We start from the raw sequence: 22,162 nt of genomic DNA, 5'->3' as shown, positions 1-22,162 counted from the left end.
GATGGCGGCCGCGCAGGGGGCCCCGCACTGGGCCGACATCGGCGAATCCACCTCGGTGGCCGGCGTGCTGTTCCTGTGCTGGGTGCACCGCTGGTTCGGGCGCTGGCCGTTCCGCCTGTGCGTGTGGCCGGTGGTGGCCTGCCATTGGCTGGGCAACCGCGTCGGCCGCCAGGCCTCGATGCAGTACCTGCAGCGGCTGCAGGCGCACAGCGGCGTGCTCGGCCGCACGCCGACCCGGCGTGACAGCCTGCGCCACTTCTTCGCCTTCGCCGACACGATGCTGGACAAGATCCTCGGCCTGGGCGGGCGCTATCCGGCCGAACGCATCCATCTGCATCGCGACCTGGTGCTGGAGAAGATCGCGCGCCGCGAAGGCGGGCTGATCCTCACCGCGCACATCGGCTGCCTGGAACTGTGCCAGGTGCTGGCCGAACAGGTGCCGGGTTTCCGCATCACCGTGCTGGTGCACACCGCGCATGCGCAGCGCTTCAACCGCCTGCTGCAGCGGCTGGACCCGCTGGCGGCGGTGGAGCTGGTGCAGGTAACCGAAATGGGCCCGGCCACGGCAATGATGCTGGCCGAGCGCGTGGCGGCGGGTGGCTTCGTCGCCATCGTCGGCGACCGCACGCCGGTGCAGGGCGGCCGCAGCGTCACCGCCGATTTCCTTGGCCACCGCGCGCCGTTCCCGATCGGTGCCTACGTGCTCGCCGCCGCGCTGGGCTGCCCGGTCTACACCATGGCCTGCCTGCACCAGGGCGAGGGCTACCGCGTGGCATTCGAACAGTTCGCCGAACGCATCGTGCTGCCGCGCGGCTCACGCGATGCGGCGCTGGCCGAACAGGCACAGCGCTTCGCGCGCTGGCTGGAACTCCAGGTCATCCAGTCCCCGTTGGACTGGTTCAATTTCTTCCCCTTCTGGGATCAGGCTCCGCATGACGACTGACGCCGTACCCGTGTGCCGCTTTGGCGATGCACCGTTGACCATCGAAGACGTGGTTGCCCTGGCCCAGCGCCAGTGCGAGGCCGCACTGAGCGACGCGCCTGCGTTCCGCGCGCATATCCAGCGCGGTGCCGACTTCCTCGACCGCCTGCTGCGCGAGGACGGCGTGATCTACGGCGTGACCACCGGCTACGGCGACTCGTGCACGGTGAACATCCCGCCGGCGCTGGTGGCTGAGCTGCCGCACCACCTGTACACCTACCACGGCTGTGGCCTGGGCCGTTACCTGGACCCGGTCGAGACCCGCGCGGTGCTGGCTGCGCGCCTGGCGTCGCTGGTGCGTGGCATGTCCGGTGTCAGTGTGCCGCTGCTGGAAGGCCTGGCCACACTGCTGCAGCACGACGTGCTGCCGATGATTCCGGCCGAGGGCTCGGTGGGTGCCAGTGGTGACCTGACCCCGCTGTCGTACGTGGCCGCGGTGCTGTGCGGCGAGCGCGAGGTGCTGCACGACGGCCGCGTGCAGCCGGCGGCGGATGTGCTGGCGAAGATCGGCATGACCCCGCTGAAGCTGCGACCGAAGGAAGGCCTGGCGATCATGAACGGCACCGCAGTGATGACCGGCCTGGCCTGCCTGGCCTGGCAGCGCGCCGATTACCTGGCGCGCATGGCCACGCGGCTGACCGCGTTCAACGTGCTGGCCAGCGACGGCAACGCGCATCACTTCGACGAAACCCTGTTCGCCGCCAAGCCGCACCCGGGCCAGGGCCGCATCGCCGCGCGCCTGCGCAGCGACCTGCACAGCGAGCGTCCGCCGCGCAATGAACAGCGCCTGCAGGACCGCTATTCGCTGCGCTGCGCACCGCACGTGATCGGCGTGCTGGAAGACAGCCTGCCGTTCCTGCGCCAGCTGATCGAAACCGAGCTGAACAGCGCCAACGACAACCCGCTGATCGATGCCGACGGCGAGCGTATCCTGCACGGCGGCCACTTCTACGGCGGCCACATCGCGCTGGCGATGGACACCCTGAAGAACACCGTGGCCAACGTCGCCGATCTGCTCGACCGGCAGCTGGCGCTGGTGGTCGATGCCCGCTACAACCACGGCCTGCCGGCCAACCTGTCGGCGGCTACCGGCCCGCGCGCAGCCATCAACCATGGCCTGAAGGCGCTGCAGATCAGCGTTTCGGCCTGGACCGCCGAAGCGCTGAAGCAGACCATGCCGGCCAGCGTGTTCTCGCGCTCCACCGAATGCCACAACCAGGACAAGGTCAGCATGGGCACCATTGCCGCGCGCGATTGCCTGCGCGTGATCGAGCTGACGGAACAGGTGGTGGCCGCGATGCTGATCGCTGCCCGCCAGGGCCTGGCGCTGCGCGAACGGGTTGGCCTGAACGCGCAGCTGCATGGCAGTCTGGCCGACATGTACGCCGACCTGGGGCAGCGCATCGCCCTGGTTGAAGAAGACCGCGCGCTGGATCGCGAACTGCGGGAACTGCTGGTGGAGATCCGCGCGCAACGTTGGGAGCTGTATGCCGGTGAATGAAGCAATCGAACGGGCCGGCGAGATTTCGCTGACCCCGGCCTTCCATGACTGCGATCCGATGAACGTGGTCTGGCATGGCAACTACTTCAAGTACTTCGAGATCGCGCGCTGCGCGCTGCTCGGGCGCTACGACTACGACTACCCGCAGATGCTCGAATCGGGCTACCTGTGGCCGGTGGTCGATGCGCGGGTGAAATATGTGCGCCCGCTGCTGTTCAACCAGGCCTTGCGCGTGATCGCGCGCATCGTGGAATGGGAGAACCGGCTGAAGATCGAGTACGAGATTCTCGATGCGCAGAGCGGCCAGGTGCTGACCCGCGCGATGACCATCCAGGTTGCGGTGGACGCTGCCAGCAAGGAAATGCTGTACCAGTGCCCGCCGGTGCTGTGGGAACGCCTGGGAGTGCCTGCGCCATGAACCGAGCGAACCGTTTCGCCCGTGCGCTGCTGTGCGCGCTGCTGCTGGCCGCACCGCTGGTGCAGGCGGCCGACCCCGCCATCGATGCGATCACCCAGGCGGTGGCCCGGCCGGACGTGCTGCGTGGCCAGTTCAGCCAGGAAAAGCAGGTCAGCGGCTTCAAGAACCCACTGCGTTCTCAGGGCCGCTTCGTGGTCGCGCGCCAGCACGGCGTGATCTGGTCCACGCTCAAGCCGTTCCCCTCCGAGGTGGTGGTCACCGCCGACCGCATCCTCAGCCGCCAGCGCGATGGCAGCACCCGCGTCGAACTCGATGCACGGCAGCAGCCGGCGATGCGTTCGGTGAACGCGATCATGTTCGCGCTGATGAGTGGCGACGTGCAGGCGCTGTCCAGCCAGTTCAACGTGGCGGCCAGCCGTGAAGGACAAGGCTGGCGGCTGCGCCTGACGCCGAAGTCGGCGATGCTGGCCAAGGCTTTCGAATCGCTGACCCTGCAGGGCGACCGCTATGTGCGCCAGGTCGAGATCGTGGAGGCCAACAAGGACCGCACGCAGATCCAGTTCAGCGCGTTGAGCGAGACGCCGGCCACGCTCAATGCCGACGAGGCCCGCCGCTTTGAGTGAGGCCGCGGCATCGAACGCACCGGACCGGTTGCGGCGCTGGTGGCACTGGCTGGGCATCGCCTGGCTGCTGGTGCTGCTGGTACTGGGCGCGCAGCAGTGGCACTTGTGGAGCCAGCAATCGCGGATCGACACCGACATCCTCGCCCTGCTGCCGCAGGATGCACACGACCGTCTGTTGAGCGATGTCACCCGGCGCATTGCCGATGGCAGTTCGCGGCAGGTGGTGGTGCTGCTGGGCAGCAAGGACGGCGCTGCCGCCAAGCGTGCGCAGGCCGCGTTTGCTGCAGCCATGGCCAAGGACGCCGATCACGCCCTGCTGGTACCCAGCGGCTCGATCGAAGGCTGGTTCGATGAGGCGCGCGCGTTCTACGCGCCGTACCGTGACCGCCTGCTGACCCCGGCCCAGCGCGAGCAGCTGCAGGGCAGCGAGCCGGGCGCGCTGGCCGAACAGGCGTTGGCCGCGCTGTACGGCCCGATGGGCGCGCCGCGCCTGACCGACTGGCGGCAGGACCCGTTGTCGCTGTGGCCGCAATGGTGGCAGCAGCAGGCGCAGGGGTCGGGGCTGCGGTTGGGCGATGACGGCCTGCTTGAAGCCGAGGGCAGGCACTGGGCCGTGCTGCAGTTCGATACGCCCGGCTCGGCGTTCCAGCTGGACGGCGAACGCCATCTCGATGGCCTGCTGGAACGTGCCGGGCAGGCAGCAAAAGCGGCCGCTCCGGATCTGGAGATCCTGCATGCCGGCGTGCCACTGCACGCCGAAGCGGCCGCGGTGCAGGCCAACCAGGAGATCAACACCATCGGTTGGGGGTCGCTGGCGGCGGTGCTGCTGCTGGTGTGGCTGGCATTCCGCTCGCTGCGGCCGATCCTGCTGGTCGCCGCCTCACTGCTGATCGGCTGTGGCGTGGCGCTGGCAGTGACCGTGCTGGTCTTCGGCAAGGTGCACGTGCTGACCCTGGTGTTCGGCGCATCGCTGGTGGGCGTGGCCGAGGATTACGGCATCCACTGGTTTGCCTCGCGCCAGGCCGAGCCGGCCGATCGTCGCTGGAAACTGCTGCGGCATCTGCTGCCTGGCCTGTGGCTGGCCCTGCTGACCAGTGCGCTGGCCTATCTGGCATTGGGCCTGGCCCCGTTCCCGGGCCTGCGCCAGATGGCGCTGTTCTCGGTGGTCGGCCTGGCTGCCGCCTTCCTCACGGTGATCTTCTGGTTCCCGTGGCTGGATGGTGGCGAGATCCGCCAGACCCGCTTCTCGCAGTGGCTGGGCAACACGCTGGAGCGTTTCCCGCGCCTGCATGGCCGCCGCGCGGTGACGATGTTCGTGGTGATCACGCTGGCACTGTCTGCCATCGGCATCGCGCGCCTGCAGAGCAACGACGACCTGCGCAGCCTGCAGTCGTCGCCGCCGGCATTGATGGCGCAGCAGATCCGCCTGAGCCAGTTGCTGGGCATGCCCAGCCCGGCGCAGTTCTATCTGGTGCAGGGTGCCGATGCCGCGCAGCTGCTGCAGCGCGAAGAAGCGCTGACCGAACGCCTGCGTGTATTGGCCAACGACAAGCGCATTGGTGGCTATCGCGCGATCAGCGATTGGCTGCCGTCGCCGTCGCGCCAGCAGGCCGATGCCGCGCTGACCGCGAGGGTGGAACCCGGCGTGCTGTCGGCCGTGTCCGAGGCCGTGGGCGAGCCGCTGCAGCGACCGCAGTTCGCGGCCGCACCACTCAGCGCCGAAGCCTTCCTTGCCTCGCCGGCGTCGCAGCCGTTCCGCCACCTGTGGGTGGGCGGGGTCGGTGGGCAGATGATCAGCGTGGTGATGGTCGATGACCTGTCGCGCGCCGATGCGCTGGCCACCCTGCAGGGCGCGGCCGAAGGCCTGCCCGGCGTGCGCTGGGTGGACCGCACCGCCGACTTCTCCACGCTGCTGGGCCACTACCGCAAGCTGATGGGTGGGCTGCTGCTGGTCGGCATCGCGCTGGTGTTCGGCGCGCTGTGGCTGCGCTACCGCCGCCAGGCCTGGCGCGTGTTCGCGCCGACCCTGATTGCCGGTGCCTTGACCCTGGGCCTGCTGGGTCTGTTCGGCCAGCCGCTGCAGCTGTTCAACGTGCTGGCACTGATGCTGCTGCTGGGCATGGGCATCGACTACGGCATCTTCCTGATCGAGCACCGTGGCGATGCCAGCGCCTGGCTGGCAGTGTGCGTGGGCGCGGCCAGCACCTGGCTGTCGTTCGGCCTGCTGGGCCTGTCGCAGACCCCGGCGCTGCGCGCGTTCGGCCTGACGCTGCTGTTCGGCATCGGCCTGGTCTGGTTGATCTCGCCGCTGTTCCGGCCGCCGCCACATGACCTGCCGCCAGCTTGAACCTGTCTTCCGACTTCCTTCTTTCCACCTGATCGAGCAACAAGGACGCACCGATGAATACTGCTGTGGATGCTGTCGAACGTACTGAAATCCTGATCATCGGTGCGGGCCCGGCCGGCTCGGTGGCCGCGGCGATGCTGCGCCAGCAGGGCCGCCAGGTGTTGATGCTGGAGCGCCAGCAGTTCCCGCGCTTCTCCATCGGTGAAAGCCTGCTGCCGCAGAGCATGGAGTACATCGAAGCGGCTGGCCTGCTGCAGGACGTGGTCGAAGCGGGCTTCCAGCACAAGAACGGCGCCGCGTTCGTGCATGGCGAGGCGCGCACCGCGTTCGACTTCAGGAAGAAGTTCTCGCCAGGCTGGGGCACCACCTACCAGGTGCAGCGCGCCGACTTCGACAACGTGCTGGCACGCGGCGCCGAGCGCATGGGCACCACGCTGCGCTTCGGCGATGAAGTGCTTGCGGTCGAGCCGGGCGAGCAGCCGGCGGTGACCGTGCGTCGTCCGGACGGCAGCGAGTACCGCATCGAGGCCGATTTCATCCTCGATGCATCCGGCTTCGCGCGCTTGCTGCCACGCCTGCTGCAGCTGGAATCGCCGTCCAACTTCCCGGTGCGCGGCGCGATCTTCTGCCACGTGCGCGACAACATTCCGGCCGAAGCGGACTTCGATCGCAACAAGATCCTGATCACCACCCATCCCGAGCACATCGACGTCTGGTACTGGACGATCCCGTTCTCCAACGGCTGCTGCTCGCTGGGCGTGGTCGCCGAGCCATCGTTCTTCGAACGCTACGAAGGCGACGACCTGCAGAAGCTGCAGGCCATCGTCGGCGAGGACCCCAACCTGACCCGGCTGCTGGCCAACGCCGAATGGGCGGTGCTGCCGGTGCGCCGCATCACGGGTTACTCGGCCAATGTCAGCTCGTTGTGGGGCCCGGGCTACGCCCTGCTGGGCAATGCCGGCGAGTTCCTCGACCCGGTGTTCTCCTCCGGCGTCACCATCGCCTTCAAGTCCGCGCAGCTGGCCAGCGAATGCCTGGCGCGCCGCTATGCCGGCGAAACCGTCGACTGGGAAGCTGAATTCTCGATCCCGCTGCGTGCCGGCGTGAAGACCTTCCGCCGCTTCGTTGAAAGCTGGTACGAGGGCGGCTTCCAGAAGATCATCTACCACCCGCAGCAGCAGCCCGAAGTACGCGACATGATCAGTTCCATCCTGGCCGGCTACGCCTGGGACACCAACAACCCGTATGTGGCCGACGAAAGCGGCCGCCGCATGCGCGTGCTGGAGCAGCTGTGCAGCGCCTGATCGCCCGTACCGCGGCCGTGCTGCTGTGCCTGCTGCTGGCCGCCTGTGCCGGCCGCATGCCCAAGCCATTGGTGGAACTGCCGCCGCTGCGCCTGTCGCCGGCCAGCCTGCCGGCGCCGCTGGCATTGCAGCAGCAGCTGCATTTCCGTTTCGGTACGCATGAGCGCGACCTGGATGCTCTGCTGGAAGCCGATGCGCAGCAGGTGCAGCTGGCGGTGCAGGCGATGGGCCAGACCGGCGTGCGCCTGCAGTGGGACGGCCAGCAGCTGACCCAGCAGCGCGCACCGTGGCTGCCGCCGCAGGTGCGTGCCGAGCGCGTGCTGGATGACCTGCAGTTCGCGCTGTGGCCGACCGCGGCCATTGCCGCCGCGTTGCCGGCAGGTTGGCAGGTCAGCGATGACGGCCGGCAGCGCAGCCTGTCGCGCGACGGCACGGTGTGGCTGCAGCTGCAGCGCCTGGACGATGGCAGCGTGCAGCTGGACAACCGCGCCGAAGGCTATGCGCTGCGCATCGAATCGATCGACATGGCCGGGCAGGACCGATGAGTGCACCGATCTACCTGAACGACCTGGGCGTGGTCTGCGCGCTCGGCGATGGCCGCGCCGCGGTCGCGTCGGCGATGTTCGCCGATGTGCCGGGCGGGCTCAGCGACAACGACAGCCTGCTGCCGGGGCGCACCCTGGCGCTGGGAGAGGTGCGCACGCCGCTGCCGGCGCTGGAGGACCTGCCGGTGGCCCTGCGCGGGCGCAACAACGCCCTGCTGGACGTGGCACTGGCGCAGATCGCACCAGCGGTGGCCGCCGCGATCGCCCGCCATGGTGCCGAGCGTGTGGCGGTGGTGCTGGGCACCAGCACCTCGGGCATTGGTGAATCCGAGCAGGCCCTGCGCACCCACGCCGAACAGGGCCAGTGGCCGCAGGGCTTCGATTACGCCCAGCAGGAAATGGGCACCGCCGCGCAGTTCGTGCGCCAGCGCAGTGGTGCACAGGGGCCGGCATGGACCCTGTCCACCGCCTGCTCGTCCAGCGCCAAGGCGCTGATGTCGGCCGCGCGCATGCTGCGCGCCGGCATCGTCGATGCGGTGATTGCCGGCGGTGCCGATTCGCTGTGCCGCTTCACCGTGGCCGGCTTCAGCGCGTTGGAATCGGTGTCGGCCCTGCGCTGCAATCCGTTCTCGCAGCACCGCTCCGGCATCAACATCGGCGAGGGCGCCGCGCTGTTCCTGCTTACCCGCGAGCCGGGTCCGGTGTGCCTGGCCGGGTGGGGCGAATCGGCCGATGCCCATCACATGTCCGCCCCCGATCCGCAGGGGATGGGGGCCATCGACGCCCTGCAGCAGGCGCTGCTGCGCGCCGGCTGGGGCGCCGACGAAGTGGATTACGTGAACCTGCATGGCACCGCCACCGGGCACAACGATGCGATGGAAAGCCTGGCGGTCTCGCAGGTGCTGGGCAATGGCGTGCCGGCCAGTTCGACCAAGCCGCTGACCGGCCATACGCTGGGTGCCTCGGGCGCGATCGAGGCGGCGCTGTGCTGGATCCTGCTGGCCGAGAACCCGCAGCAGCAGCTGCCACCGCACTGGTGGGACGGCGTGCCCGACCCCGCACTGCCGGTGCTGCCGCTGGTCGCGCCGGGCTCCCGCCTGGCGCAGGCGCCGCGGCGGGTGCTGAGCAATTCGTTCGCCTTCGGCGGCAGCAATGCCGTGCTGGCACTGGAGCGTCGATGAACACGCTGTACGCGATCGAGGACGTGGTGCCGCACCGCCAGGACATGTGCCTGCTGGAGCGCATCACGCAGTGGGACCAGGACACCCTCGAGGCTGAACTGGTGGTGCCCGAATCCGGCCTGTTCGTGGAGAACGGCGAAGTGCCGGCGTGGGTCGGCATCGAATACATGGCGCAGGCCATCGCGGCCTGGGCCGGCTGCCGTGCGCGTGCGGCCGGCAAGCCGCCGCAGCTGGGCTTCCTGCTCGGCAGCCGCCGCTACAGCAGCGCGCGCAGCAGCTTCCCCAGCGGATCGCGGCTGCGCGTACAGGCGCGCTGCGAGCTGTTGGGTGACAATGGATTGGGGATGTTCGCCTGCCGCATCCTGGCGGGCGAGGACGAATGGGCGACAGCCAACGTGTCGGTGTTCGAACCGGCCGACGCGATGGCCTATCTGGAGAGTGGACAGGCATGACAGGGAATCGAAGCGTGCTGGTGACCGGCGCCAGCCGGGGCATCGGCCGGGCCATCGCGCTGCGCATCGCGCGCGATGGCTTCGACGTGGTGGTGCATTGCCGCAGCCGCCTGGAAGAGGCACAGGCCGTGATGGCCGAGATCCAGGCCTTGGGCCAGCAGGCCCGCGTGCTGGCGTTCGACGTAGCCGACCGCGAGGCCGCACGCGCCGCGCTGGAGGCCGATGTCGAAGCGCACGGCGCGTACTACGGCGTGGTCTGCAATGCCGGCATCGCCCGTGATGGCGCCTTCCCGGCGCTGTCGGCGGAGGATTGGGACCAGGTCATCCACACCAACCTGGATGGCTTCTACAACGTGCTGCATCCGCTGATCATGCCGATGGTGCGGCGGCGCAAGCCGGGCCGCATCGTCACCCTGTCGTCGGTGTCCGGGCTGGCCGGCAACCGCGGCCAGGTCAATTACAGTGCCGCCAAGGCCGGCATCATCGGTGCCACCAAGGCGCTGGCGCTGGAACTGGCCAGCCGCCAGATCACCGTCAACTGCGTGGCCCCGGGCCTGATCGAGACCGAAATGCTCAACGATGAAGTGATCGAACACGCGCTCAAGCTGATTCCCGCCGGCCGCGTCGGTCGTCCCGACGAAGTGGCGGCCACGGTGGCGTTCCTGCTGTCCGAACCGGCTGGCTACATCACCCGCCAGGTGATCTCGGTGAACGGAGGCATGCTCTGATGGCTGCCGATCGTCGCGTGGTGGTCACCGGTGCGGCCGCCATCAGTCCGCTCGGCCACGACTGGCCGACCATCGAAGCGCACCTGCGCAGCTGCCGCAATGCCGTGCGCACGATGCCCGAATGGGATGTCTATGCCGGCCTGAACACCAAGCTGGCCGCGCCGGCGCAGGACTTCGAGCTGCCGCCGAACTACAACCGCAAGACCACCCGCTCGATGGGCAAGGTCGCGATCATGTCGGTGCGCGCCACCGAGGTGGCACTGCGCGAGGCTGGCCTGCACGAGCACCCGGTGCTGCGCAGTGGCCGTACCGGCGTGGCCTACGGTTCGTCCTCGGGCAGCCACGAGGCCACCGGTGAATTCGGCCGCATGCTCAACGAGTTCACCACCGACGGCATCAGTGCCACCACCTACCTGAAGATGATGAGCCACACCGCGCCGGTCAACATCGGTGTGTTCTTTGGTTTGTCCGGGCGCGTCTACACCACCTCCAGTGCCTGCACCTCGGGCAGCCAGGGCGTGGGCGCGGCCTACGAAGCGATCCGCAGCGGCAAGCAGACGGTGATGGTGGCTGGCGGTGCCGAGCAGCTCGATGCCACTGCCGCGGCAGTGTTCGACACCCTGTTCGCCACCAGCGTGCGCAATGATGCGCCGCAGACCACGCCGCGCCCGTTCGATGCCGGCCGCGATGGCCTGGTGCTGGGCGAGGGTGCCTGTACGCTGATCCTGGAAGACCTGGAGCACGCGCAGGCACGTGGCGCCACCATCCTTGCCGAGGTGGTCGGCTACGGTACCAACAGCGATGGCCAGCACGTCACCCAGCCCAGTGCCGACACCATGGCCCAGGCCATGCGCCTGGCGCTTGAGGATGCCGGGCTGGACGCGGCGCAGATCGACTACGTCAACGCCCACGGCACCGCCACCGACCACGGTGACATCGCCGAGACCCAGGCCACCGCGCAGGTGTTCGGCAGCCGCATGCCGATCAGCTCGCTGAAGAGCTACGTCGGCCACATGCTGGGCGCCTGTGGTGCGTTCGAGGCCTGGATGAGCATCGAGATGATGCGCGCCGGCTGGTTCGCGCCCACCCTGAACCTGGCCGAGGTCGATCCACGCTGTGGCCAGCTCGACTTCATCACCGGCCAAGGTCGCGAATTGCAGGCCGAGTACGTGATGAGCAACAACTTCGCCTTCGGTGGCATCAACACCTCGCTGGTGTTCCGCCGCTGGCGCGAGTGATCCACCGCCCCACCGCCGCTGTTCCCGCAACCTACCCGCACCCTCGACAAGGAGATGTTCCGATGCGCCGCACCCTGATGATCGCCACGGCCACCGCACTGCTGGCCCTGGCCTCCACCGCTTCTGCCCGCGATACCCGCGTGGAGCAGTCCCTGCAGGAACTGGTCAGTTCGCAGGCTGCCAAGGACGCCGGCATCGACGGCAGCGTCCGCTTCTACCTGGCCGGCCAGCCGGTCAGCGTGCAGCAGCGCCTGGGCGAAGACGTGACCAACAAGAAGACCAACGCCGCCAACAAGAGCGATGCCGAGGCCTGCCGCTGGGTCGCGCTGTCGGCGCTGCGCGCGCTGCAGGACGGTGCCAAGTCGCGCGGCGCCAACGCCGTGGTCGACATCGTCAGCTACTACAAGAAGAACGAGTTCAAGAGCAGCACCAACTACGAATGCTATGCCGGTGCGATCCTCGCCGGTGTCGCGCTGAAGGGCACCTACGCCAAGGTCAAGTAAGCGCCCGTGTGGCGGCGGCGTTGGCTGAACGCCGCCGCCACATTGCTGAATCCTGCCGGGGAAACGCCGCCGATCACGCCGCCATCGTCGGCTGACGGCTTTCCCCGGTGTCGGCTTTCCGACACAATCATGGCTCTTCCCGGGTTATCGTCCCGCGGACATGCACGCCTACGTCTATAAAAGCCAACTCAAGCCGGACACCTACGTCTACGTTCCCCGTCGCGATGATTTCAGCGCGCTGCCTGCGCCGCTGCTCACCTCGCTGGGGACGCTCGCCTTCGTCCTGGACGTGGCCCTGGATGCCCAGCGCCGCCTGGCCCAGGCCGATCCGGAAAAGGTCCGCAGCGAAATGAGCGAGCGCGGGTTCTACCTGCAGGTGCCGCCATCGGTGGCCAGCCTGATGCCGCGCCACTATGACTGACACGTCCCGTCCGCGCGCCCTGTCGATCGCCTTCGCCGTAGGCGCCGTGCTGGCGCTTGGCGCCGCTGTGGGCGGCGTTCCAGGCGCCATCCTTGCGGCACTGGCGCAGCCGGCGTTCGCGCTGGGTGTGTCGTGGTGGCGTCGCAGCCGCGCGCTGCTGCCGCTGAAGATCGTCGCGCGCCAGGACCTGCCGGCGCTGCTGGCGTTGTGGACGGCAGCGCCGCTGTTGCTGGCGCTGCTGCTGGCCTGGCCGCTGGCGGCGCTGCGTGACAGCGGCAGCCTGGCCGCGGTGCTGGGCCTGAGCGTGCTGGTCAGTGCCGGCCTGCTGGCGGCCTGGCGCACCTGGCCGCTGTGGAACGATGTCGAACGCCTGGATGGCAATCTCGCCCAGCATTGGCAGGCGCTGGCCGGACGCGACCTGACCGCCTGGCGCGGTCTCGGTGTCGCCGCGCTGGTGATCGCGCTGGCCGCGCTGGTGGTGCTGCCGGCCTGGCCGGGCCTGTTGCCGGAAAGCGCACGCTGGCCCGCCGCACTGGCGGTCGTGCTGCTGTCGCCGGTGCTGCACCTGCTGCTGCAGCGGGTCGCGCCCGCGCCGCTGGTGTCGCTGCGCCCCAGCCCGTTCGCAGCGGCCAGCAGCGAACAGGAACCGATGTTCCCCGCTGCGGCCGAAACCGCGCCGCTGGAGGCGATGGCGCCGCAGGAGCTGACCCCGGCCCTGTATGAAGCCGCCCGCCATGGCCGCATCGACCGGGGCCTGCAGCTGCTGCAGGCCGGTGCCGATCCGTACGCGCTACCGGACCCGAACTGGCGCGACCAGCGCAGCCTGGCGGTGCTGGCGGCGGTGCTGCCCGACCTGCGCCTGCTGCGCGAACTGATCGCCCGCGGCGTCGATGTGAATGCGCCGCACCGGGGCATGACCCCGCTGCTGGCCGCCACCCGCGACAGCTGGCACGGCCGTCCCGAAGCGGTGATGACCCTGCTCGCCAACGGTGCCGATTCGCGTGCCATCGACAGCGATGGCAACACCCCGCTGCACCATGCCGCGCGCAGTTCCGACCCGGGCGTGGCCGCGCTGCTGCGCGATGCCGCCGCCGAAGTCGACGCGCTGAACAACGAGGGCTGGTCGCCGCTGGCCGTGGCCTGCCAGGTCGGCAACTGGCGCCTGGCCCGCTTCCTGCTCGAACGCGGTGCGCGCAGCGAACCGGCCGAGGGTACGCCGGTGCTGCTGGCCGCCGCCGCCACCGAAGACGACGATCCGGCCGGCGTGCAGCTGCTGCTCAAGCACAAGGCGCGGGCTGACGCGCGTGATCGCCAGCGCCGCAGCGCGCTGCATGAGGCCGCACTGGCTGGCCACGTCGAGATCATCGGCGTGCTGCTGGGTGCCGGTGCCAATCTGGAAGCGCGCGATGCGCTGGGCCGTACGCCGTGGCTGGAAGCGGCCCGTGCCGGTCGCGCTGCCGTGGTCGAGCATCTGCTGCCGCACAAGCCGGATCTGGTTGCGGTGGACGGCGAAGGCCGCAATGCGGTGCAGCTGGCGGCGATGGCCGAGGATGTCTCGCCATTGCTGATCAAGCGCCTGGTCGAGCTGGGCATCGCCGCCGATGCCACCGATCCGGTTGGCCGCCGTGCGGTGGACTACGCCGCCGAAGCCGGTCGCTGGGCGATTGTGGCCCTGCTGGACCCGTCCTATCCGTTGCCGGCCGCCGTCAGTGATGGCCTGGCCGAGCGCGGCGAAGCCGCCAGCGCCAGTGGCCTGCTGCCGGACCGCCCGCCGCTGACCCTGCTGCGCGAAGCGCTGGGCTTCGGCAACACCGATGGCATGGCCGCGCTGGCCAAGCTGTGCCAGCCGGAAGAACTGGGTGGCCTGCTGCTCGATCCGGAACTGGCACTGGAGCCGCGTGCGGTCGATTGGCTGCTGGGCCACGGCGCCGATCCCTACGTGCGTGACGCCTGCTCCGACACGCCGATGTTCGCGCTGCTGTCGCGCGGCATCGATGCGGTGCCGGCGCTGCAGGTCATGCTGCAGCGCGGCCTGTCGCCGGCCGGACGCGGTGGCCTGGCGCGCTTCCTTGCCGCCTGCGCACAGCACGATCAGGCCGCCCGCGGCCTGGAGCAGCTGGCGCTGGAACTGCTGGAACGTGGTGCCGATCCGTTCGCGGCCTCGCCGGCGGGTGACCCGCCGTTGTCGCTGGCAGTGCGCCTGGGCTGGCTGCGCCTGCAGCAGGCCCTGCTCAAGGCCGGTGTCGATCGTGAAGCGCGTGACAGCCATGGCATGACCGCATTGCATCTGGCCACCGCATTGGCCCGCGAAGGCGCGCTGAAGCTGCTGGTGCAGCACGGTGCCTCGCCGGAAGCACGTGCCGCCGATGGGCAGACGCCGCTGGGCGTGGCGCTGTCGATCGGTCGCCGTGACCTGGCCGACTGGCTCGACTGGCGGGTGTGGCCGTTGCCGCGCCGCACCCTGCGCGAGGCCGATCTGCCGGCCGCTGCGATGGCCGGTGACGTCGATGCGGTGCGCCGCCTGATCGATCTGGGATTTGCCGTCGACGCAGTCGACGCACAGGGCTGCACCGCGCTGCTGCGTGCGGCCGGTGGTGGCCATCTGGCAGTAACCGACCTGCTGCTGGCACGCGGCGCCGATCCGCAGCACGCCGCTGCCAGTGGCGCGACGCCGCTGTCGGCGGCGGTCAGCATGCGTCAGGTGGACATCGTTTCGGCCCTGCTCGACGCCGGTGCCAAGCTGGAACACCGCCTGCCGGGCGGCGTGACCGTGCTGATGCTGGCCTCGGCGCTGGGCCTGCCGGACATCGTCGCGCGCCTGCTCACCGCCGGTGCCGACGTGCATGCCGGTGACGCGCAGCAGCTGGGCCCGCTGCACTGTGCCGCGCTGTACGGTTTCAGTGCCCGCGACCGCTCGCGCTTGCTGGCCCTGCTCGACACCCTGCTGCTGGCCGGTGCCGAACCGGACCAGGCCGCCGCCGGTTCGGTCACGCCGCTGCTGCTGCTGCTGGGTGCGCGTGCCGAGCCGGGTACCGCCTGCGACGAGCAGGTGGTGATGGCGGCGGTAGAGCGCCTGCTGGACGAGGACGTGAGCCTGGACGTGCGTGATCCGCGCGGTTTCGGCCCGCTGCACCTGGCCGCGCTGCATGGTCTGCCGCTGCTGGTGCAGCGCCTGCTGCGCGCCGGTGCCGATCCGGAAGTGCGCGACAGCCTCAACCGCAGCCCGCGCGAGATCGCGGTGATGCGCGGCTTCATCGACGTGGCCGGCGAGTTCGAGCCGCGCGTGCCTGGCGTCTCGTCGATGGCGCGGTTCCTGCGCGACAACGGCTGATCCCTGGAAATGGGTAGTGCCGGCCGCTGGCCGGTAACCTCATGAAACCTCCGGGATCCCGAGGCTGCCGGCCAGCGGCCGGCACTACCGCAATCTGTGGTGGGTGCCGACCGTTGGTCGGCACGCCTACTTGCCGTCGCTTTCCGCGTCGGCCTCGAACAGGTGCATCAGGTCGTTGCGTGCATCGCGCGAGGTCTGGATCACTGCCGCCTCGTCGTCGTACACCAGGTACTGGTCGCGCAGCAGCTGCTCGTCGTGCTCACGGAAGCGCTGCACGTGGCGTTCGGCCACTTCAGGTGCAACACCCAATGCAGTCAGCACGCGCCCGCTCATTTCCAGGCTGGTGCCGAACACTTCGCGGAACGGCTCGGCCGACATGTCCATCAGGCGCCACGCATGCTGGCGGTTGCGTGCACGCGCCAGCACCTTCGCGTCCGGGTACAGCCGGCGCACCATGCGCACTGCACGCAGGTTGGTCTCCGGGTCGTCCACGGTGATCACGAACACATCGATGTGCTCGCCGCCGGCCGCGCGCAGCATCTCCGGCCGGGTCGGGTCGCCGTAGTACAGCTGGTTGCCGAAGCGGCGCAGGTCGGCCACGGTATCGGGGTTCGCTTCCAGCGCCACGAACGGCACCTTCTGCGCGGTCAGCAGGCGTGCGATGACCTGGCCGAAGCGGCCCATGCCGGCAATCAGCACCTTCGGCCGGTTGTCCGGCGCCACCTTGTCGGCCTCGGCTGCCTCGCGCGGCGTTACCTTCTCCTGGCCGAGCAGCTTGAGCAGCGCGATCATCAGCAGTGGCGTGATCGCCATCGACAGGCCGACGATCGCCACCAGGCGGTCATGGTTGGCGTTGCCCAGCAGGTGCGCGCGCTGCGCTTCGTTGAACACCACGAAGGCGAACTCGCCGCCCAGCCACAGCACGCTGCCCAGTAGCAGCGAGTGCCGTGAACTGAGCTTTGCGATGCGCCCGATCACGTACAGCAGGCTGAATTTGACCACCAGCAGGATCGCCACGCCGGCGGCGATCAGCCACGGCTCGGCAACGATGCGGTCGAGGTCGATGCCCATGCCCACCGCAATGAAGAACAGGCCCAGCAGCAGCCCCTTGAACGGCTCGATCTGCGCTTCCAGTTCGTGCCGGAACTCCGAATCGGACAGCAGCACGCCGGCCAGGAACGCGCCCAGGCTGGGGCTGAGGCCGGCCTCCTGCATGAACCAGGCGGTGCCCAGCACCACCAGCAGTGCGGTCGCGGTGAATACTTCCGGGCTGCGGGTACGCGCGATGATGCCGAACACCTTGCGCAGCACCGGTCGCCCGCACAGGATCACCACCGCCAGCGCGCCGAGGGCCACGGCGGCGTCTTCCCAGCGCAGGGTCTCGTTCTTTACCCCGCCCAGCAGCGGGATGGCCGCCAGCAGCGGAATCGCGATCAGGTCCTGGAACAGCAGGATGGCGAACCCGAGCCGGCCATGGTCGCTGTTGATCGCCTTGTGTTCTGACAGCAGCTGCAGGCCGACCGCGGTGGACGACAGCGCCAGTGCCACGCCCACCACCAGTGCGCTCTTCCATTGGAAATGGTCGAGCAGCAACAGGCCGCCCAGCACCAGCCCGGACAGCGCCACCTGTGCCGCACCGGCACCAAACACCGAGCGCCGCATCACCTTCAGGCGGGCCGGTGACAGTTCCAGACCGATCACGAACAGCAGCATCACCACGCCGATCTCGGCGGCGCCGAGGATGCGGTCGGCGTCCTGCACGAAGCCCAGCCCGTCCGGGCCCAGCACCACGCCGGCCGCCAGGTAGCCCAGCACCGCGCCGAAGCCGAACTTCTTGAACACCGGCACGGCGATGACCGCCGCCAGCAGCAGCACCAGGGCCAGTTCCAGACCACCGCTATGCATGGGAATACCTGGTCATCGGGGAAGCCCGCAGTGCGTCCGTTCGGGTGGGGGAAGGGGAGGCGAGTGCCACCGCGTCATTATGCGCGCCGGCCTGTGTATGCACGAGAACAACTCGCCGGCCGTCGGCGCGGGGTGGCCGGGTTGACCTGCATGGCCCACGGGTCCAGACTGCCCGCCGCTGGCGGCGCGTCCGTCGGCATACGCATCCCGGAGTCCCCAACCCATGTCCAGCGACAGTAGAAGTCGACCTCGTTCGACGCCAGCGATGGCCACCGCCTGACATCGGGACGGTTTGCCTGCGTTGGCGTTGCGCGAGGTCGCACCCCCACAAGGCAAAACCGATGAACCAGAAGCAATTGCTGCGCCCGGTGGCCGATGCCGCCGCACTGGCCGCACCGCTGGCGAACTACAACACCGCCGACGCGGTGGAATTCCTCAATACGCTGGAACTGACCCGCGCCGCGGAAACGCTGGCTGCGCTGCCGTTGCCGCGTGCGGTGAAGATGCTCGAAGCACCGGAGCTGCACCGCAGTGGCGAACTGGTGGCCGCGCTGCCGCCGGCGCGGGCTGCGGCGCTGCTGGGGCTGATGGCCGACGACCGTGCCACCGACATCGTCCACGAGCTGGACGAAGAAGAACGCGCGCGGCTGATCCCGCTGCTGGGCACCGACGCCCGCCAGGCCATCCAGAAGCTGCTCAGCTACCCACCGAACACTGCCGGTGCGCTGATGACCACCGAGTACGTGGCGGTGCCTGCCAGCTGGACGGTGGCGCAGACCCTGCAGCACATCCGCCAGGTCGAGCGCACCCGCGAGACGGTGTACGCGATCTACGTGCTGGAGCCGGCCAGCCAGCAGCTGCAGCAGGTAGTGACCATGCGCCGGCTGATCACCGGCCTGCCCGAGGAATCGATCCTGGACGTGGCCCAGGTCAATCCGCCGGTGACGGTGGATGCGCTGATGGACCAGGAGGAAGTGGCGCGGCTGATCCGCCGCCACGATCTGCTGGCGATTCCGGTGGTCGACGCGCAGCAGCAGATGCTTGGCATCGTCACCGTCGACGACGTGCTCGATGCGCTGATCGAAGAGTCCACCGAAGATGCGCACAAGTTCGGCGGCATGGAGGCACTGGACAAGCCGTACATGCAGATCGGCTTCTTCGAGATGCTGCGCAAGCGCGCCGGCTGGTTGAGCGTGCTGTTCCTGGGTGAGATGCTGACCGCCAGCGCGATGCAGCACTACGAGGACGAACTGGCACGCGCGGTGGTACTGACCCTGTTCATCCCGCTGATCATGAGCTCGGGCGGCAACTCCGGCTCGCAGGCCACCTCGCTGCTGATCCGCAGCCTGGCACTGCGCGAACTGCGCCTGCGTGACTGGTGGAAGGTGGCCCTGCGCGAAGTGCCCACCGGCATGGTGCTGGGCGCGATTCTCGGCTGCCTGGCCATCGTGCGCATCGTGATCTGGCAGCTGGGCGGCCTGCACGACTACGGCGAGCACTGGATCCTGCTGGCGATCACCATCGGCGCCGCGCTGGTCGGCATCGTCACCTTCGGTTCGCTGTCCGGCTCGATGCTGCCCTTCATCCTGAAACGGCTCGGCTTCGACCCGGCCAGCGCTTCGGCGCCGTTTGTGGCCACCCTGGTGGACGTGACCGGCCTGGTGATCTACTTCAGCATCGCCGCGATGATCCTGCACGGCACGCTGCTGTAAGCCGGAGCCATCGTGCTCTGGTAGCTGCCGACCTTGGTCGGCATGCAGAACAAAAAGGGGACGGAGGGGATTAAGTCGTTCAAGGCACATGAGGCACAAACGACTTAATCCCCTCCGTCCCCTTTTTTTGGGTACCGTAGGCGCATGAGTACCTACCACCTGCAGTCCGTGTTCCGTCCGCAGTCGGTCGCGGTGATCGGCGGCAGTCCGCGTGAGCGTTCGGCCGGGCGCGCGGTGATGCGCAACCTGCGTGGCACTGGCTTCCCCGGCAAGGTGGCCTGGATCAACCCGCGGCATGCCGAGATCGATGGCATCCGCACGATCAAGCGGTTGAAGGATCTGGACTGGGTACCGGACCTGGTCGTCATCACCGCACCGGCGGCGATCGTGCCGCAGGTAGTGCGTACCGCCGCCGAACGCGGCGTGCAGGCCGCGATCATCCTCACCGCGCACCTGGGCGAAGGCCCGGGCTCGTTGTCGGAACAGGTGGAAACGGTGGCGCGCAAGCACGGCCTGCGCATCCTTGGCCCGCACTGCCTGGGCGTGATCGCACCGCATGCGCGGCTCAATGCCAGCATCGCCGCGCACTTCCCGCAGGCCGGTGACCTCGCGCTGATCTCCGAATCCTCGGCGATTGCGGCGGCGCTGGTGGAATGGGGTGTGGCGCGCTCGGTCGGCTTCTCCGCCGTGGTCTCGCTGGGCGACACGATGGACGTCGACTTCGGCGACCTGCTCGACTACTTCGCCACCGACTACCGTACCCGCGCCATCCTGCTCTACGTCGAGCAGATCAAGGATGCGCGCAAGTTCATGTCGGCCGCGCGTGCCGCCGCGCGTGCCAAGCCGGTGGTGGTGGTGAAGTCCGGCCGTGCCGAGCGCGTGCAGCCGGGCAGCCGCGATACCCATGTGCAGGCCCTGGCCCGCGCCGATGATGTGTACGGTGCTGCCTTCAACCGCGCCGGCCTGCTGCGCGTGGGGGCGCTGGACGAGCTGTTCACCGCCGCCGAATCGCTGGGTCGGTTGGGGACGTTCCCCGGTCGCCGCCTGGCCATCCTCAGCAACGGTGGTGGCGTGGGTCGCCTTGCGGTGGACCAGTTGATCGCGCTGCGCGGCACGCTGGCCAACCTGTCCGACAGCACCGTCGAGAAGCTCGACGCGGTGCTGCCGCAGGGCTGGTCCCGCAGCAATCCGGTCGACATCGTGGTTGACGCCGATGGTGACCGCTATGCCGCGGCCATCGAAGCGCTGCTGGCCGACAACGAGAATGATGCGGTGATGGTGGTCAATGTGCCGACTGCATTCACCTCGTCCGCTGATGCCGCACAAGCGCTGACCCGCACGCTCGGCCTGCGGCCGCGCCATCACCGCGACAAGCCGGTGTTCGCGGTGTGGCTGGGCAACGACGATCAGGCCACCGCGACGCTCAATGCGGCACGCGTGCCGACCTATCCGACCGAAGCCGAGGCGGTACGCGGCTTCCAGCATCTGGTGCGCTACCGCGAAGCGCAGAACGCGCTGATGGAAACGCCGCCCAGCCTGCCGCAGGACTTCAGCGTGGACGCGGCGGCCGCGCGTGCACTGGTCGATGCCGCGCTGGCCAACGGCCAGCAGTGGCTGGACCCGCTGGCCACCCATGAACTGCTCAAGGCCTATGGCATTCCGTCCGCGCCGGTGATGCATGCGCGCGATGCGCACGAGGCGATGGACCTGGCGCAGCCGCTGCTGGAACGCGGTGCTACGGTCGCACTGAAGATCCTGTCGCCGGATATTCCGCACAAGTCCGAAGTGGATGGTGTGCGCCTGAACCTGGCGGCGCTGCCGGCGGTGCAGAGCGCGGCCCATGCGATCCTGTCGCGCGCGCGCCAGCTGCGGCCGGATGCACGCATCGATGGCCTGCTGGTACAGCCGACCATCGTCCGCCCGAAGGCGCGCGAACTGATCGTCGGCATCGCCGATGACGCGACGTTCGGTCCGGTGATCGTGGTCGGTCGCGGCGGCACTGCCGTCGAAGTGATCAATGACAAGGCGCTGGCGCTGCCGCCGCTGGACCTGCGCCTGGCCCACGAGCTGATCGGCCAGACCCGCGCCTCGCGCATCCTCAAGGCTTACGGTGACGTGCCGGCGGCTGACGAGCGCGCACTGGCGCTGGCGCTGGTGAAGCTTGCACAACTGGCTGCCGATATCCCCGAGGTGCGCACGCTGGACATCAACCCGCTGCTGGTCGACGGCAAGGGCATCCTCGCCCTCGATGCCCGCGTAGCGGTGGCGCCGTCGCGCATCCTGCACAAGGGCCGCGGCCATCCGCGTTTCTCGGTGTTCCCGTACCCGAAGGAGTGGGAGCGCACCATCGAGCTGTCCGATGGCGGCCGTGCCTTCGTGCGCCCGGTGCGGCCGGAGGACGACGCACTGTTCCGTGCGTTCTTCGCCCGCGTCAGTGACGAGGATCTGCGCCTGCGTTTCTTCCAGTCGGTGAAGCACTTCAGCCACGAGTTCATCGCGCGCCTGACCCAGCTCGATTACGCACGCTCGATCGCGCTGGTGGCGATCGAACCGCGCAGCGGCGAAATGCTGGGTGCGGTGCGCCTGCACGCCGATGCCGATTACCATCGTGGCGAGTACGGCATCCTGATCCGTTCGGACCTGAAGGGCCACGGCATCGGCTGGCGGTTGATGGCGATCATGATCGAGTACGCCAAGTGGCTGGGCCTGGACGTGGTCGAAGGCCAGGTGCTGCGCGAGAACAGCACCATGCTGGCGATGTGCCAGAGCCTGGGCTTCAAGACCAGGCTGGATCCAGACGATCCGACGGTGATGATGGTGACCCTGCCGGTGCAGCAGGTCGAAGTACCGCAAACCCCGATGTAGAACCGAGGCTACGCTCGGATGTTCCAGAGGCAGCCGAGCACGGGCTTGTATGTTCCTTGTATGTTCCTCCCGGCTCCTACGCGGTATGTAGGAGCCGGTGTGGAGG

17 protein-coding genes are annotated in these 22,162 nt (G+C 68.8%); 16 read left to right on the top strand and 1 reads right to left on the bottom strand.

The window, feature by feature from the left end; translation table 11 throughout:
- Position 1: 1 nt before the first annotated feature.
- From ACX9OT_RS13655 to ACX9OT_RS13590, 14 genes are all read left to right on the top strand, one after another.
- Entirely contained in the window at positions 2 to 943 is a 942-nt protein-coding gene (locus ACX9OT_RS13655) for a lysophospholipid acyltransferase family protein (protein ID WP_134952150.1), read from the top strand.
- Complete coding sequence (locus tag ACX9OT_RS13650) at positions 933 to 2,483, top strand: HAL/PAL/TAL family ammonia-lyase (RefSeq protein ID WP_049462290.1); 1,551 nt, start codon at positions 933 to 935, stop codon at positions 2,481 to 2,483. Before ACX9OT_RS13655 ends, ACX9OT_RS13650 begins: the two co-directional genes overlap by 11 nt.
- A complete protein-coding gene (locus ACX9OT_RS13645; RefSeq protein ID WP_071228589.1) occupies positions 2,470 to 2,901 on the top strand; it encodes an acyl-CoA thioesterase in 432 nt (143 codons plus the stop codon). Before ACX9OT_RS13650 ends, ACX9OT_RS13645 begins: the two co-directional genes overlap by 14 nt.
- Positions 2,898 to 3,524 (top strand): outer membrane lipoprotein carrier protein LolA, encoded by a 627-nt coding sequence (locus ACX9OT_RS13640; RefSeq protein ID WP_277778831.1) that lies wholly within the window; start codon positions 2,898 to 2,900, stop codon positions 3,522 to 3,524. The genes ACX9OT_RS13645 and ACX9OT_RS13640 overlap by 4 nt, the downstream gene beginning before the upstream one ends.
- Positions 3,496 to 5,871, top strand: a complete 2,376-nt coding sequence (locus tag ACX9OT_RS13635; RefSeq protein WP_277778832.1) for an MMPL family transporter — start codon at positions 3,496 to 3,498, stop codon at positions 5,869 to 5,871. Before ACX9OT_RS13640 ends, ACX9OT_RS13635 begins: the two co-directional genes overlap by 29 nt.
- A 53-nt stretch (positions 5,872 to 5,924) precedes the next feature.
- Positions 5,925 to 7,175 (top strand): NAD(P)/FAD-dependent oxidoreductase, encoded by a 1,251-nt coding sequence (locus ACX9OT_RS13630; RefSeq protein ID WP_032129172.1) that lies wholly within the window; start codon positions 5,925 to 5,927, stop codon positions 7,173 to 7,175.
- Complete coding sequence (locus ACX9OT_RS13625; RefSeq protein WP_107433485.1) at positions 7,163 to 7,720, top strand: DUF3261 domain-containing protein; 558 nt, start codon at positions 7,163 to 7,165, stop codon at positions 7,718 to 7,720. The genes ACX9OT_RS13630 and ACX9OT_RS13625 overlap by 13 nt, the downstream gene beginning before the upstream one ends.
- The gene (locus ACX9OT_RS13620) at positions 7,717 to 8,901 is read left to right on the top strand and encodes a beta-ketoacyl-[acyl-carrier-protein] synthase family protein (protein ID WP_277778833.1); all 1,185 of its coding nucleotides are present in this window, start codon (positions 7,717 to 7,719) and stop codon (positions 8,899 to 8,901) included. Before ACX9OT_RS13625 ends, ACX9OT_RS13620 begins: the two co-directional genes overlap by 4 nt.
- Positions 8,898 to 9,353, top strand: coding sequence for a hotdog family protein (locus ACX9OT_RS13615; RefSeq protein WP_032129169.1), 456 nt, complete (start codon positions 8,898 to 8,900; stop codon positions 9,351 to 9,353). Before ACX9OT_RS13620 ends, ACX9OT_RS13615 begins: the two co-directional genes overlap by 4 nt.
- Positions 9,350 to 10,081, top strand: a complete 732-nt coding sequence (locus tag ACX9OT_RS13610) for a 3-ketoacyl-ACP reductase FabG2 (RefSeq protein ID WP_049398676.1) — start codon at positions 9,350 to 9,352, stop codon at positions 10,079 to 10,081. Before ACX9OT_RS13615 ends, ACX9OT_RS13610 begins: the two co-directional genes overlap by 4 nt.
- Positions 10,081 to 11,319, top strand: a complete 1,239-nt coding sequence (locus ACX9OT_RS13605; protein ID WP_032129167.1) for a beta-ketoacyl-ACP synthase — start codon at positions 10,081 to 10,083, stop codon at positions 11,317 to 11,319. The genes ACX9OT_RS13610 and ACX9OT_RS13605 overlap by 1 nt, the downstream gene beginning before the upstream one ends.
- 62 nt (positions 11,320 to 11,381) lie before the next feature.
- Complete coding sequence (locus ACX9OT_RS13600; protein WP_010482305.1) at positions 11,382 to 11,822, top strand: hypothetical protein; 441 nt, start codon at positions 11,382 to 11,384, stop codon at positions 11,820 to 11,822.
- Between the two features lie 160 nt (positions 11,823 to 11,982).
- Positions 11,983 to 12,243, top strand: a complete 261-nt coding sequence (locus ACX9OT_RS13595; protein ID WP_010482302.1) for a YcgL domain-containing protein — start codon at positions 11,983 to 11,985, stop codon at positions 12,241 to 12,243.
- Positions 12,236 to 15,574 carry an ankyrin repeat domain-containing protein gene (locus ACX9OT_RS13590; RefSeq protein ID WP_277778834.1) on the top strand — a complete coding sequence of 1,113 codons (3,339 nt, stop codon included), beginning with the start codon at positions 12,236 to 12,238 and terminating at the stop codon, positions 15,572 to 15,574. The genes ACX9OT_RS13595 and ACX9OT_RS13590 overlap by 8 nt, the downstream gene beginning before the upstream one ends.
- A 126-nt stretch (positions 15,575 to 15,700) precedes the next feature.
- Here ACX9OT_RS13590 and ACX9OT_RS13585 read toward each other — a convergent pair whose 3' ends face one another.
- Positions 15,701 to 17,479 carry a monovalent cation:proton antiporter-2 (CPA2) family protein gene (locus tag ACX9OT_RS13585; protein ID WP_134951290.1) on the bottom strand — a complete coding sequence of 593 codons (1,779 nt, stop codon included), beginning with the start codon at positions 17,477 to 17,479 and terminating at the stop codon, positions 15,701 to 15,703.
- A 341-nt stretch (positions 17,480 to 17,820) separates the two neighbouring features.
- Between ACX9OT_RS13585 and mgtE the strand changes: the two genes are divergently transcribed.
- Both mgtE and ACX9OT_RS13575 read left to right on the top strand, forming a co-directional pair.
- Positions 17,821 to 19,191, top strand: a complete 1,371-nt coding sequence (gene mgtE / locus ACX9OT_RS13580; RefSeq protein ID WP_059035874.1) for a magnesium transporter — start codon at positions 17,821 to 17,823, stop codon at positions 19,189 to 19,191.
- A 144-nt stretch (positions 19,192 to 19,335) separates the two neighbouring features.
- Entirely contained in the window at positions 19,336 to 22,056 is a 2,721-nt protein-coding gene (locus ACX9OT_RS13575; RefSeq protein WP_277778835.1) for a bifunctional acetate--CoA ligase family protein/GNAT family N-acetyltransferase, read from the top strand.
- Positions 22,057 to 22,162: the final 106 nt, after the last annotated feature.

The organism is Stenotrophomonas genospecies 3, assembly GCF_054473855.1.
The sequence above is the reverse complement of the archived record's forward strand: the minus strand, read 5'-3'. Positions and strand labels throughout refer to the sequence as shown.

Excerpts from the sequence above, each read along its gene's own strand:
- ACX9OT_RS13630 (WP_032129172.1), top strand. The coding sequence starts at position 5,925 with ATGAATACTGCTGTGGATGCTGTCGAACGTACTGAAATCCTGATCATC.
- ACX9OT_RS13650 (WP_049462290.1), top strand. The coding sequence starts at position 933 with ATGACGACTGACGCCGTACCCGTGTGCCGCTTTGGCGATGCACCGTTG.
- ACX9OT_RS13595 (WP_010482302.1), top strand. The coding sequence starts at position 11,983 with ATGCACGCCTACGTCTATAAAAGCCAACTCAAGCCGGACACCTACGTC.
- ACX9OT_RS13655 (WP_134952150.1), top strand. The coding sequence starts at position 2 with ATGGCGGCCGCGCAGGGGGCCCCGCACTGGGCCGACATCGGCGAATCC.
- ACX9OT_RS13610 (WP_049398676.1), top strand. The coding sequence starts at position 9,350 with ATGACAGGGAATCGAAGCGTGCTGGTGACCGGCGCCAGCCGGGGCATC.
- ACX9OT_RS13575 (WP_277778835.1), top strand. The coding sequence starts at position 19,336 with ATGAGTACCTACCACCTGCAGTCCGTGTTCCGTCCGCAGTCGGTCGCG.
- ACX9OT_RS13620 (WP_277778833.1), top strand. The coding sequence starts at position 7,717 with ATGAGTGCACCGATCTACCTGAACGACCTGGGCGTGGTCTGCGCGCTC.
- mgtE (WP_059035874.1), top strand. The coding sequence starts at position 17,821 with ATGAACCAGAAGCAATTGCTGCGCCCGGTGGCCGATGCCGCCGCACTG.
- ACX9OT_RS13605 (WP_032129167.1), top strand. The coding sequence starts at position 10,081 with ATGGCTGCCGATCGTCGCGTGGTGGTCACCGGTGCGGCCGCCATCAGT.
- ACX9OT_RS13585 (WP_134951290.1), bottom strand. The coding sequence starts at position 17,479 with ATGCATAGCGGTGGTCTGGAACTGGCCCTGGTGCTGCTGCTGGCGGCG.
- ACX9OT_RS13600 (WP_010482305.1), top strand. The coding sequence starts at position 11,382 with ATGCGCCGCACCCTGATGATCGCCACGGCCACCGCACTGCTGGCCCTG.
- ACX9OT_RS13615 (WP_032129169.1), top strand. The coding sequence starts at position 8,898 with ATGAACACGCTGTACGCGATCGAGGACGTGGTGCCGCACCGCCAGGAC.
- ACX9OT_RS13590 (WP_277778834.1), top strand. The coding sequence starts at position 12,236 with ATGACTGACACGTCCCGTCCGCGCGCCCTGTCGATCGCCTTCGCCGTA.
- ACX9OT_RS13640 (WP_277778831.1), top strand. The coding sequence starts at position 2,898 with ATGAACCGAGCGAACCGTTTCGCCCGTGCGCTGCTGTGCGCGCTGCTG.
- ACX9OT_RS13645 (WP_071228589.1), top strand. The coding sequence starts at position 2,470 with ATGCCGGTGAATGAAGCAATCGAACGGGCCGGCGAGATTTCGCTGACC.
- ACX9OT_RS13635 (WP_277778832.1), top strand. The coding sequence starts at position 3,496 with ATGCCGACGAGGCCCGCCGCTTTGAGTGAGGCCGCGGCATCGAACGCA.